This is a genomic window from Flavobacterium branchiicola (assembly GCF_018383905.1).
Lineage (GTDB): Bacteria > Bacteroidota > Bacteroidia > Flavobacteriales > Flavobacteriaceae > Flavobacterium > Flavobacterium branchiicola.
In genome coordinates, this window is the sequence record NZ_JAGYWA010000002.1 from 416,833 (window position 1) to 431,362 (window position 14,530).

Consider the following 14,530-nt stretch of genomic DNA (forward strand, 5'->3'; position numbering starts at 1 on the left):
ATGAATCATTATGAAACTGTTTTCATTTTAAATCCCGTTTTATCTGAGGTTCAGGTGAAGGAAACAGTAACGAAATTTGAAGAATTTCTTACTAGTAGAGGAGCTGAAATGGTATCGAAAGAGGATTGGGGTCTTAAAAAAATGGCTTACGAAATCCAAAACAAAAAAAGTGGTTTTTACCATTTATTCGAATTCAAAGTAGCTGGAGAAGTTCTTGTAGCTTTTGAAACTGAATTTAGACGTGACGAAAGAGTTATGCGTTTCTTAACTGTAAGTTTAGATAAACATGCTATTTCATGGGCGGAAAGAAGAAGAGCTAAATTAAAATCTACTAAAGCGTAATTATTATGTCTACAATTGAGCAATCTGCAAAAGGAAAAAAAGACGGAGATATCAGATATTTAACGCCTTTAAACATTGAAACTAACAAAACTAAAAAGTATTGCCGTTTCAAAAAATCTGGAATCAAATACATCGATTATAAAGATGCTGATTTCTTATTGAAATTCGTAAATGAGCAAGGAAAAATTCTTCCTCGTCGTTTAACTGGAACTTCATTAAAATACCAAAGAAAAGTTTCTGTAGCTGTAAAAAGAGCTCGTCACTTAGCTTTAATGCCATACGTGGCCGATTTATTAAAATAATTAAAAACTCTAGTCGCTGGTTTCTGTTAAAGCAGAACCTAACTTCTAAAATATAAGGACAACAACATGGAACTTATTTTAAAACAAGACGTACAAAACTTAGGATTTAAAGATGATGTAGTATCTGTAAAACCTGGTTACGGTCGTAACTTTTTAATTCCTCAAGGTTTTGCTACTTTGGCAACTCCTTCTGCTAAAAAAGTTTTAGCTGAAAATTTAAAACAAAGAGCTCACAAAGAAGCTAAAGTTGTTGCTGATGCTAAAGCATTAGCTGAAACTTTAAAAGCTCTTGAGATTAAACTTACAGCAAAAGCTGGTGGAGAGAAACTTTTTGGTTCTATCACGAATATTGATATCGCTGAAGCATTAGAGAAATCTGGAAATGCTATCGATAGAAAATTCATCACTAGTGGTATCGTTAAACGTACTGGAAAATATGCAGCGAGCATCCGTTTACACAGAGATGTTATCGTTGAATTAGCTTACGAAATCGTAGCTGAAAAATAACATTTTGTTAACTTCTTGTTAATAAAATATAAAAATCACTCTTCGGAGTGATTTTTTTTTGTCTATTTTTGGGTGAATAACTCACTCAAAACCAATAAAATGAAAAAAATCTTTGTATTAATGCTGTGTGTCTTTGGGCTCACCCTTGCCACGGGACAAACCACAACTTCGAGTATTAAAGGGATTATTAAGAGTTCAAGTAATGAACTTTTGCCAGGTGCCGGAATTTTGGCAATACATACTCCAACAGGAACTAAATATTCTGCTATTTCCAATGAAGATGGAAGGTTTAGTATTTTAAATATGAGAATTGGAGGTCCGTATAAAGTAATTGTATCATTTGTTGGTTTTCAAAATCAGGAATATAATGATCTTTATCTTGATTTGGGAAAGCCTTTTACTCTCGATGTTCAGCTGGCTGATGAAAGCCAGGCGTTGGAAGAGGTAAAAGTTACTGCTAAAGATAAGATTTTTAAAAGTGGAAAAACAGGTGCTGAAACTTCTATTGGAAGAAGAGAATTAACTGCTCTGCCAACAATATCAAGATCTGCTGAAGACTTTACCCGTTTGGAGCCAACTGCAAGTGGCGGTTCTTTTGGAGGTAGAAATGACCAGTATAACAATTACTCTTTAAATGGTGCGGTGTTTAATAATCCGTTTGGGTTGGATGCTGCAACTCCGGGAGGGCAAACAGGTGCTCAGCCAATATCATTAGATGCAATTGAGCAAATTCAGGTGGCAACTGCTCCTTATGATGTTACTTTATCTGGTTTTACTGGAGCTTCTGTAAATGCAGTTACAAAATCGGGGACAAATGAATTTCATGGTACTGCCTATGTGTTTTACAGAAATCAGGATTTAACAGGAAGTAAAATTAAAGGGGAAAAAATATTTGTACCTACTTTAGAGCAGACTCAGGCTGGTTTCAGTTTGGGGGCGCCTATTATAAAAGATAAATTGTTTGTTTTTGGAAATTTTGAAATTGATAAAAGAAGTGATCTTGGATCTAATTTTGTGGCCAATAATAATGACGGTATAACGGGAATTAATGAATCCAGAGTTATGGAGTCTGATTTGATTGCGGTTTCTAAAGCTTTGGCAGATTTAGGTTATAATACCGGAGCTTATCAGGGATTTATACATGAGTCAAATTCAAGTAAAGGAATTATAAAAGTAGACTGGAATATAAATGATAATCATAAACTGGCTGTTATTTATAATTTTCTGGATGCTTCAAAAGATAAACCGGCTCACCCGACTGCGCTAGGTTTTAGAGGTCCAAATGCTTCAATCTTGCAATTTCAGAATTCAGGATATCAGATTAATAACAAGTTGAATTCGGTTTTATTAGAATTAAATTCAAAGTTCAGTGAATCGGTTTCTAACAAACTTCAAGCGGGTTATACTCATTTTAATGATTACAGAAGACCGTTTTCTACTCCGGCTCCGGTAATTAATATTCAGGATGGTGCGGGTTCTAATTATATTATTGCTGGGCACGAACCTTTTTCTATCAATAATACACTTGATCAAAAAGTAATTCAGATTACCAATAACTTGTCTTATACGGTTGGTAAACATGCTTTTACTTTTGGAGGATCTTTCGAAAAATTTGCTTTCAAAAATTCTTTCAATTTAGCAGGGTATGATAATTTCGGCAATCCAAATGGATATGCAGGTACTTTCTTTACGCCTTATTTTACAACACAAGATTTTTTGAATGATGCTGCTAAACCTTTTGCTACTAGTATTATCGCTCAAAATCTTCAATACGCCCAGGATACTAATAATTCTAAAAGTCAGTTTGCGGTGGGTTCTGATGGAGGTTGGAAACTTGCTGAGTTAAACGTGGGACAATTGGCTTTTTATGCACAGGATGACATACGTCTTAGTGATGATTTTAAATTATCGTTAGGTTTAAGAATTGATAAGCCTTTGTATTTTAATACTGCAGATTTGATTCAGAAATATATTGATACAGATAATGGTGGATCAGGTAGAGATAATAGTATTGATTATTATGATCCGCAAACTGGGCAGGCAGTTAAATTAATTTCGACAGATTTGCCTAGTGACAGGATTCTTTGGTCTCCAAGAATTGGTTTCAACTGGGATGTAAAAGGTGATGCAACCTCGCAACTTCGCGGAGGGTCTGGAATTTTTACCGGTAGAATTCCGTTTGTTTGGTTAGGTAATCAGGTAAGTGGTGCAGATGATAGCTTCTTGCAAATTATGGATCCGGATTATAAATGGCCTCAGGTTTGGAGAACTAGTTTAGGGTACGATCATCGATTTGAAGGTAATTATATTGTAACTCTTGATTTGTCTTATAATAAAGATATTAATGCGGTACATGTGCAAAACTGGGGATTAAAACCTCCAACAGGAACATTGGCAGGTGTAGATGACAGATTGATTTATACTGCAGCGGATCATGGTGCAAATAATGCTTATGTAATGACAAATTCAGATAAAGGAAGTGCTTTTAATGCGACGATTAAATTACAGAAAACTTTTGAAAATGGTTTGTATGCAAGTGTTGCTTATAATTATTTAAAATCAAAAGACGTAAACTCTATTGAAGCTGAGATAACAGGAGATGCTTTTGCTTTTAATCCGGCTTTAGGTAATGTGAATAATGATGTGCTTTCAAATTCTAAATATGGAGATAATCATCGTTTTATAGCAGTTGGTTCTAAAAAATGGAAATACGGAAAGGACAAATGGGCAACTACTGTTTCTGCTTTTTTTGAATATGCTCAGGGAGGACGTTATAATTATACATACGGAGGTGATATTAATGGAGATGGTTCTTCTGTTAATGATTTGATTTATATTCCGACAACAGCAGAAATCGGTCAGATGAATTTTAGCGGTGCGGGACAAGCTGAGGCTTTTGATAAATTTATTGCGCAGGATGATTATATGAAAAACAAAAGAGGGCAATACGCAGAGCGTTATGGGGCAATATCGCCATGGAGAGGAAGATGCGATCTTAAAGTAATGCAGGATTATAATTTTAAAATTTCATCGGCTTCAGAGAAGAAAAATACAATCCAGTTTAGTATTGATGTTTTAAACTTTGGAAATCTTATAAACTCTGATTGGGGAGTTGTGCAAGTTCCTACCAGTGTTCAGCCTATTGGGGTTACAGTGGCAGGAAATGTGCCTACTTATACCTTTAATGGTACTCAGACTAAAACGTACAGCTATGATGCTAGTTTGACTTCAAGATGGCAAGCTCAATTTGGTCTTAGATACATTTTTTAGTAAAGCAAAAAAAGTGATAAATTTGCCCTCGCATTTGCGGGGGCTTTTTTTATGCATAATAATGTCGTAAAAATGTTATTAGTTCTTTACAAGTGTTTAAATATAAAAACAAACAAAATGAAATACGCAAGATTAACTAAGGAGCAATTTGATGAATTGCATGCAGAATTTGCCAGCTTTTTAGCTACGCAGGCAATTGATAAGGCTGAATGGGATTCACTTAAAATAAACAAACCAGAGGTTGCTGAGCAGGAACTGGATGTCTTTTCAGATTTGATTTGGGAAGGCGTTTTGTCCAGAGCAGAATATTTAGAGCATTTTTCAAGAAATCATATCTTTTTATTTCAGTGTTTTGATACGCATGTGCAATCTATAGTGTTGAAGTCTTTGATTCAGGAAACTGATTTTTTATCTAAAGAAGGTTTGCAATGGTTGAGTGATAATATGTTTACGGAGAACATTGAAATGAAAGTAGGGAAGAAGGTGTTTACGGAAGATAGAAATGCTTCTATATTTGAATTAATTCAACAAGGTGCTTTTTTAAGCGACGGACTGTTGTTTAAGCAAATTAATACTATAATCGAGTCTTAGTTCTGCTTTAACTAGTGAAGAAAGGATAAACAATATTGCTTTAAATTGTTTGTCTTTTCTTTATTTTTTTAACGTTTGTTTAATCTTTTATTTTTCGTTTGCCCCGTATTTTTACGTGTTTTTTCCCATTTACTTAAAATTTTAAGATATTTAAGTTTAAAATGTAGGTTTTATCTCTATTTTTCTAATGTTGTTAAATTTAAAACGATTGAAATTGAGTATTGTGTAGTATAATTACTATATTTTTAAATTTAACTGTTAAATATTTTATTTTTAACTTGACTCATAAAACAGCTTTTTTTGCGATATATAGCTGTCTTTTCCTATAAAATAGCTGTTTTCACTCTCTTTTAGCCACAAGTGTCTTAAAATAATAATAATATTTTGTTTGTTTTATATTTTTCTTTTGCTTAATTTTAGGATAGGAAAATGTTAAACAAAATACTTTGCGTTTTTTCTAAAAACAAATTAAGAGTCAGTTTTGTTTAATCTTTAAGAATAAAAAATGTCTTAGAAAAGAATAAGGTTTATTAATTAACTTAAATTAGTTTGCATATGGAATTGACAACTACTCTAATAATTAAGTTTGTATTAAGCGTTCAAATTATTTTAACTTTATTTTTTGCTTTTTTAAAATTTGCTACGAAAGTAAATTTTGTTTCTATAGCAGACTTGTTTCACGAAAGTCAAAATTATATTTGTTTTTTATTTGCTAAGCCCAGTCGGCGATTGTGCAAATGAAAAACTTTTTCATGTCTAATAATTATTAATTAAGGATAGCAGTAATTATTAAAAATCGTATTTCAATTATTTTGACTTACATGACTATTTCAAAATAAAAAACAAGTTCACAGATTGCCTAATCAACTTTCTTTGAATATTGAAATACCCAATATATTTATAGTGTTTTTCCCCCTGTTTAGCTTAACTTAAATTTTCGTGTATGAAAATTAGGCCACCATTAAATCACTCCGTATGGAAGACTGATTAAGATCTGTATTCCCTAAAAGTTTCCGGGCGTTTTGTACCTAATTTAGGTAAAATGCTCTTTAGTTTACTTAATAGTAGACGCAATGCACCATGAATTTTTTTGAAGAAATATGATTTAAATTCTTAGTCGATAAGATTTTAAATTCTATTTTAAGTAGTTGATTATTAACGATTTTTTGAATTGCCTAAGCATACGTGCTTATCGCAACAGGTATTTTATTGTCCATTTTCTAATCTTCCAAATTATGAAAAAAAAAATTACTTTTTATGATCTCATCCTAAAGAAGAGATTATTTGGTTTGTTGTTTTTGTTGCTTTTTTGCAATAAAAACTTTGCACAAACTTTTTGCCGACCAGACTCACAGACTAATAGTACTGGTGGTCTTTTATGTGTAGGCATGAGTGTAACGAACCCAGGCAATGCATTCGATTCCAGCCTGGCAACTTATGCATCTATTACAAATGTGCTAGGTGTAGGTTGTTTTGCTCAGGAGACATTACATTTTAACCAGACGGCAAAAGCCGGAGATCAAATAGTGATCTATCTGGGTGAAGGTAATGGACTACTGGATGTTGGTTTATTAGCAAACGCCACGATTCAGGCAAAAAACGGAGCAGCGGATGTTGGTTCGGCAGTTGCCATAAATAATCCGATACTTAATCTCCAATTATTATCAGGTGGAAATGTTGCAGTAATAAAGTATACATTACCGGGAGATGCCAATCAGGTACAAATTCAATCAGGAGGACTTTTGTCCGGCTTGGTTAATTTAAGAATTTATGATGTGCGTTTGCAATTTGCAAAACCAACTATTGCAGGAGGGGAAACACAATCTGTTTGCTTTGGGCAATCTGTAGCACTTTCGGCTACTGTGGCTACAGGTACAACTATTGCATGGTATGATACTCCAACAGCTACTACAGCGCTTTCCACTTCTGCTACTTATACAACGCCGGCTTTAACGGCTACTACAACTTATTATATAAGTACTTCGAGAAACCCGGGTTGCGAAAGTGATTCACGACTACCTGTAACTATAAATGTTATAGAACCTATACAGCCTACAATAAGCACGACCGGAACTTCAATTTGTTCTACGGGAGCAACGCAGGCAACTACGCTTTCTGTTATAAATCCGGTTCCCGGAACTACTTATTCGTGGTTTAATGTGGCAACAGGAGGATCTGCGTTAAGTACAAATACTAGTTATACACCAACCGTCCCGGTAGGTGTAACTGATTTTTATGTAGAGGCTTCAATTGGCTTATGTAAATCGGCTCGTACTAAAGTAAGTGTTACCTCAACTCCGGTTCCCGGACCAGCAACGGTATTAACACAAAGTGTATCTATTTTATCAGGACAAAATGCAACCTTAAGTGCTTCAACAGCTGAAGCTGGAGTTGTTTTAGACTGGTATGATGTACCTACTGGAGGAACTAAATTATTGGGAGATTCCAATACTTTTACAACTCCTATTTTAACGGCTACTAAAACCTATTATATAGAATCCCGTAATAGTGTTGCAGGATGCGTTAGCGCTTCGAGAGTATCGGTGACAGTAAATGTTTCTGCAAATCCTTTGGGAACTTGTTTAGAAGCAAATAGTCAGCAAACGGCTCAATTCGGTATTTGTTTACTTTGTTCTACTACAAATCCAAATAATTCGGTAGACGGTAATCCTGCAACTTTTGCAAGAATTACGTTGCCGGCAGGGGTGGTAAATGGATGGATTCAGCAAACATTACAGTTTAATAATCCAGGGAAAGCAGGCGACATCATCGATGTTGAATTGGCTTTACCTGGTGGAATTGCAGATGTTGCTTTACTTGGTGCAGTAAGTCTGGCTACCTATAACGGATCAACTTATAATGGTGACAGGGTTTTTATAAACAACTCATTAGTTACTTTACAAGTATTATCCGGAAATCGATTCAAGGCTAGTATAGAAGCTGGTGGAACTTTTGACCGCATTGAAATTAGATTGGGCGGTGTATTAACCCTGCTTACTAATTTAGATATTTATCAGGCAACATACAGATATAAAGCGCCAACCGTTACAGGCAATAAAGTAATCTGTGCGGGACAAACCACAACTTTGACCGCCAATTTAGCAGTTGGTGAAACGGTTAAATGGTATGATGCTTTAACTGGAGGAAACTTGTTAGTTTCTACAGCTGCTTATACAACTCCGGTTTTAAATACAACAACTACTTTTTATACAGAACTTACACGTAATGGTTGTGTTAATAGTGAAAGAAATCCAGTAATAGTTACTGTAGACAATCCTCTGGCACCGGGAACAGTTGTTGCCAGCCCTTTAAATTTATGCAGTGGAGACGCCACGACTATAACTATTCAGTCGCCGGTTGCAGGTACAACTTACAATTGGTATGATGCGGCAACAGGAGGGAATTTAGTATTTACAGGTGAAATTTATGCAACTCCAAATTTAACTGCCAGTAAAACATATTATATAGAGGCAGTAATTGGTACTTGTACAAGTCCTACACGTACTGCAACTACTGTTAATGTAAATGCGAGACCAGCGGCACCAGTTCCTGTATTATCAAATGTAACCATTCAATCTGGACAAAGTGTAATGCTGGCCGTTACAAATACTCCTGGATTTACTTATACATGGTATGATGTTGCAACGGGAGGAACTTCGTTAGCTACAGGAAGTACTTACACGCCTAGTCCGGTTTTAACGGCAAATAAAACATTTTATGTTGAAGCAAGAGATTTAACAACAGATTGTCCAAGCAGTACAAGAGCAGTTATTACGGTTACGGTTATAAATGCAGTTAGTAATTGCTTATTAGCAGATGCACAAGTCACTACTAAAGGAGGGACAACAGGATGTTTGACTTGTACTTCAACTACCGATGGTGCTTCTGTAGATGGAAATAATAATACAGCCGCTACTTTGTCAATCCCTTTAGGCTTGTTGAATGATCATATTGAACAAGTATTAACTTTTCCTCCAACAGGTGGTCAGAAGGATGATATTATAGATGTAGAATTAGGAATTCCTGTAGGTCTTCTTGACATCAGCGCTTTGTCTAATATTACTTTGCAAAGTTTTAATGGAGGTACACCTAATGCTGATTTGTCTGCTATCAGTTCGCTTTTAAATGTTCAGATATTAACTGGAAATCGTTTTAAAGCAAGTTTTGTTGCGGCAGGAGCTTTTACAAGCGTTAGGGTTCAATTAAATGGATTAGCAAGTGTATTAGCAAGTTTAGAAATTTATCAAGCTTCTTACAGATTCCCAAATGCAACAATAACAGGAGCATCAGCACCTATTTGTGCAGGGGGAACAGCTACGTTAACTGCTACTGCTCCAGGAACACAAACGCAAACTTTTGCATGGTTTGATGCTCCAACAGGCGGAAACCCAGTGTCTGTTAATCCTACAGTTGCATTAACAGCTAATACAACTTATTATTTGGAGGCAAGCCGCGGAAGCTGTATTAACAGTGCCCGTCAGGCTGTAGCGATAAATGTTTTAGCAATCCCTACAGCTTCAGATATTACAATTACTACTCCTTTGACAGCTTCTTGTGCAGGAGGTGTGGTTTTGGCTCCAACATCTGCTTTAACGGGAGCAACTTTCAAATATTATACAGATCAAAATAAAACTCAGGAGCTTACAAACGGAACAGTAGCAGGTGTTACTTATTCTAAAGATCCTGTAACTGGTGCGTTAACCATAAGTGGTCTTACTTCTGGTAATGCTCCTTATACCTATTATGTGTCAGTACTTAATGGCGGAACTTGTGAGAGCCCGAACGGGTCATTACAGCCAGTTGTGGTTAATTATCCGGCAGCTTCGGATTTAACCGTTACATCTTCATTAGTAGCTTGTGCAAAAGCAAGTTTAAGAGATGCGATTACAAATTTTGATACTTCTGGAAATACTACTTATACCTTCTTTGATTCAGCAGGTAATCCAATAACGGATCAGGCTGCAACAAATATTTTGGGTAATGGTAATTATTTTATTCAGGCTCAGACAGCTGGCGTTGCTTGTCCTTCGGCTAAATTACCAGTTGCAGTAACAGTTAATCCTTTACCAACCTTAACAGGCGTAACAAGTTCGATAGCAGTTACAAAAGGAACTTCGGTAGCATTAAGCGCAACATCAAATGGAACTATAACATGGTACGACCCGCAAGGGAATGTTTTGCCTTCGAACAACACAGGTATTTTAAATACTGTTGGGACTTATACCTATACAGTAATTGCAAGTATCGGAAATTGTACTACCAGCCAGACCGTAACGATCAGCGTTATTGATCCTGCAACTTGTGATTCATTATTTGAAAGAGTTTATGCTAATACTCAGTCATGGTCATCAGTTATTACAGGTGGAGTATCAAATGGACCTTTGGGTGCAGATGGTGATCCAAGTACTTATTCTACAATAACTACAGGATTAGGACTTTTAGGCATTGGAACTACATGGCAAAATCTGCAATGGCCAACTACTATACCTAAAGGAACACCGGTAACAGTGAAACTTGGTTTAGAATATAGTGCAGTTGCGGTAGGACAAAGTATTACCGTTGTAGGGACTAAACGTAATGGATTGAATAACCCAATTGATATTGGAACATTGCAACCGGTATCAGGGGCATTATTGAATTTATTGCCGGGTCAAAATTCATTTGAATTTACCTTTGTTCCTTCTAATAATTCCGGACCTCAGGATTATGATGGTATCCGCGTACAATTAGGCTCAATTTTGAGTGTTGCACAGAATGTAAATGTTTATGATGCTCATTATCAAAAACAAGTAAATCAAATTGCTTGCGGACAAGGAGATATTGAAGATGTTTTTTATGGAGTAAAAGATTTAGGTCTTGGTGTATTAACTTCTACTGTAGGGGTTTCTAATGCCTGGAATGTAGCTGATGGAGATGTATCTACTTATGCTACAATGTTTAATGCAGTAGGAGTACTTGCTGCAGCACAACTTACAGCAAAATTTAGAACACCATCTATGGTTGGAGACACGCTTAGAATTGTGATTTCAAAACCTGGAACGATTTTAAATCTAAATTTACTTACAGGCTTCAGCGTTCAGCTTTATTCAGGAAATATTGCTGTTGGAGCTCCAATACAAAATACAAGTAGTTTATTGACTTTAAAACTGCTTTCGGCAGATACAATGGCAATGACACTTATTGCACCTCAAACTGAACCTTACGACAAAGTTGTAATTAGTTTAGGAGGAGTTGCAAGTGTTTTAGATCAGCTTAGAGTTCATACAATAGATCGTACAACAAATACGCAGGTAATAGGTGCCGATCCGACTAATAAAATAACGGTCTGCCCCGGAACAGATATAACACTCAAAGTTCCGCCAAAATCATGTGCAGATTATATTTGGTACGATTCACCTACAGGAGGAAATGTGGTAGCGAGTGGTCAGACTTATTCGCTTCCGGCTACACTAGCTGCAGGAACTTATAAATTTTATGTTCAGCCAATTCGTTACGGTTGTGCAGCTTTAGAAAGAGGGTTAGTAACCGTGGTTGTTACAGCAACGACTCCGGCAGCTGCAATCGCAAGTGTTACCATAAACGGAGGAAACAGTACTATTATTTGTGCAGAAACTGGTCAGGTAACTTTGGATGCTGTATTAAGTGGTACGCCAGTACTTACAAACCCAGTATACTCCTGGTATAGTTTTGATGGAACAACAAGTAATTTAGTAGTTGGAGAAACAACTTCAAAATTAATCTTAACCGGATTAACTCCTGGTACTTACACGTATTATGTTGGAGTTCGTTCTGATGTATTTTGTGAAACTGCACCAGCAGACAGAAAACAAGTTACATTTACAATTTTACCAAGTTCATTAATTACAGATATTGTGGTAGACAATGCTACAATTTGTCATGATACAAATGCGGTATTAACTCCGACAAGTACTTTGGTAAATCCGGTATTCTTTTGGTATTTGGATGCCAATAAAACACAACCTATTTCAAACGGAATAATTGGTGGTGTAACCTATGCAATTAGTAGTTCAGGAGCTTTAACAGCTACTGGTTTAACAACTGCAATGAGCCCTATTACGTATTATGTAGCGGTGGCAAGCGACAATACATGTCAAAATAAAAATGGAGAGTTAAAATCAGTTACAGTAATTGTTAATGATCCTCCAACGCCTACTTCTACAACTTATACTCAAAATTTCTGTTTAGTAAATGCACCAACTGTTGCAGATCTTCAGGTTAATGAAGCAAATGTAGTTTGGTATATAGCTGCAAGCGGAGGAACTGCATTAGATCCAACAACTGCATTAGCAACAGGAACTTATTATGGAGCAATAAAAGATGCTGCAGGTTGCGAAAGCTCTTTAAGATCTGTTGTAACAGTGACGGTAAGCGATCCTGGAACACCAGTAATTACTAAAACTTCACAAGATTTTTGTTTAGTAGATGCTCCAACATTCGCAAGCATCGACGTAAGTCCTGCAACAAATATTGTTTGGTACGATGCTTTAACTGGAGGGAATTTAATTCCGTCAGCAACAGCATTAACAAGTGGAACGTATTACGCAGCGATTAAAGATCCAACAACTACTTGCGAAAGCAATGTTAGATTGGCTATCACTATCAGTGTTACAGATCCTGGAACGCCAGTAATTACTAAAACATCTCAAGATTTCTGTTTAGTAGATGCTCCAACATTTGCCAGTATCGACGTAAGTCCTGCAACAAATATTGTTTGGTACGATGCTTTAACTGGAGGAAATTTAATTCCGTCAGCAACAGCATTAACAACAGGAACGTATTATGCAGCGATAAAAGATCCGGTAACAGGTTGCGAAAGCAATGTTAGATTAGCAATCACTATCAGCGTAACAGACCCTGGAACGCCAGTAATTACAAAAACTTCACAAGATTTTTGTTTAGTAAATGCACCAACTTTTGCTAGCATCGACGTAAGTCCTGCAACAAATATTGTTTGGTATGATGCTTTAACTGGAGGGAATTTAATTCCGTCAGCAACAGCATTAACAACAGGAACCTATTACGCAGCGATAAAAGATCCAACAACTACTTGCGAAAGTAATGTTAGATTAGCAATTACTATCAGCGTAACCGATCCTGGAACGCCGGTAATTACCAAAACAACGCAAGATTTCTGTTTAGTAGATGCGCCAACATTTGCCAGTATCGACGTAAGTCCAGCAACAAATATTGTTTGGTACGATGCTTTAACTGGAGGAAACCTTATTCCTTCAACTACAGCCTTAACAACAGGATCGTATTATGCAGCAATTAAAGATCCGGTAACAGGTTGCGAAAGCAATGTTAGATTAGCAATCACTATCAGCGTAACAGATCCTGGAACGCCAGTAATTACCAAAACAGCACAAGATTTCTGTTTAGTTGATGCTCCAACATTTGCCAGTATCGACGTAAGTCCAGCAACAAATATTGTTTGGTATGATGCTTTAACTGGAGGAAACTTAATTCCTGCTACTACAGCATTGACAACAGGAACCTATTATGCAGCGATAAAAGATCCTACAACTACTTGCGAAAGTAATGTTAGATTGGCAATTACTATTAGCGTAACTGATCCTGGAACGCCAGTAATTACCAAAACATCACAAGATTTGTGCTTGGTAGATGCGCCAACATTTGCAAGCATCGATGTAAGTCCTGCTACAAATATTGTTTGGTATGATGCTTTAAGTGGAGGGAATTTAATTCCGTCAACAACAGCATTGACGACAGGAACCTATTACGCAGCGATTAAAGATCCGGTAACAGGTTGTGAAAGTAATGTTAGATTGGCAATCACTATTAGTGTAACTGATCCTGGAACACCGGTAATTACCAAAACAGCACAAGATTTCTGTTTGGTAAATGCACCAACATTTGCCAGCATCGACGTAAGTCCGGCTACAAATATTGTTTGGTATGATGCTTTAACTGGAGGAAATTTAATTGCTTCTACGACAGCCTTAACAACTGGAACGTATTATGCAGCAATTAAAGATCCGGTAACAGGTTGCGAAAGTAATGTTAGATTAGCAATCACGATCAGCGTGACAGATCCTGGGACGCCGGTAATTACTAAAACTTCACAAGATTTCTGTTTAGTAGATGCGCCAACATTTGCCAGCATCGACGTAAGTCCAGCAACAAATATCGTTTGGTACGATGCTTTAACGGGAGGAAATTTAATTCCGTCAACAACTGCATTGACAACAGGAACGTATTACGCAGCGATAAAAGATCCGGTAACAGGTTGTGAAAGTAATGTTAGATTGGCAATCACTATCAGTGTGACTGATCCTGGAACGCCAGTAATTACTAAAACATCTCAAGATCTATGTTTAGTAGATGCACCAACATTCGCAAGCATCGACGTAAGTCCAGCAACAAATATCGTTTGGTACGATGCTTTAACTGGAGGAAACTTGATTCCATCTGCTACCGCATTAACAAGCGGAACGTATTATGCAGCGATAAAAGATCCGGTAACAGGTTGTGAAAGT

At 36.4% G+C, this 14,530-nt stretch carries 6 protein-coding genes (1 of these 6 cut by a window edge); all 6 read left to right on the forward strand.

Going from position 1 to position 14,530, the window contains the following annotated elements; genetic code table 11:
• On the forward strand, nucleotides 1–342 hold the full coding sequence (gene rpsF, locus KHA98_RS05445) for a 30S ribosomal protein S6 (protein ID WP_026729424.1): 342 nt from the start codon (nucleotides 1–3) through the stop codon (nucleotides 340–342).
• Nucleotides 343–347: 5 nt separating this feature from the next.
• The gene (rpsR, locus tag KHA98_RS05450) at nucleotides 348–644 is read left to right on the forward strand and encodes a 30S ribosomal protein S18 (protein ID WP_002987043.1); all 297 of its coding nucleotides are present in this window, start codon (nucleotides 348–350) and stop codon (nucleotides 642–644) included.
• A 66-nt stretch (nucleotides 645–710) separates the two neighbouring features.
• Nucleotides 711–1,151, forward strand: coding sequence for a 50S ribosomal protein L9 (gene rplI / locus KHA98_RS05455; protein WP_213256064.1), 441 nt, complete (start codon nucleotides 711–713; stop codon nucleotides 1,149–1,151).
• A 99-nt stretch (nucleotides 1,152–1,250) separates the two neighbouring features.
• Nucleotides 1,251–4,421, forward strand: a complete 3,171-nt coding sequence (locus KHA98_RS05460; RefSeq protein ID WP_213256066.1) for a TonB-dependent receptor — start codon at nucleotides 1,251–1,253, stop codon at nucleotides 4,419–4,421.
• A gap of 117 nt (nucleotides 4,422–4,538) precedes the next feature.
• Nucleotides 4,539–5,012 (forward strand): DUF6495 family protein, encoded by a 474-nt coding sequence (locus tag KHA98_RS05465; RefSeq protein WP_213256068.1) that lies wholly within the window; start codon nucleotides 4,539–4,541, stop codon nucleotides 5,010–5,012.
• Nucleotides 5,013–6,400: 1,388 nt separating this feature from the next.
• Nucleotides 6,401–14,530, forward strand: the 5' portion of a protein-coding gene (locus KHA98_RS05470; RefSeq protein WP_455424126.1) for an Ig-like domain-containing protein. Its footprint extends 2,979 nt past the window's final position; only the first 8,130 of its 11,109 coding nucleotides appear in the window; its start codon is at nucleotides 6,401–6,403; its stop codon lies beyond the right edge, outside the window.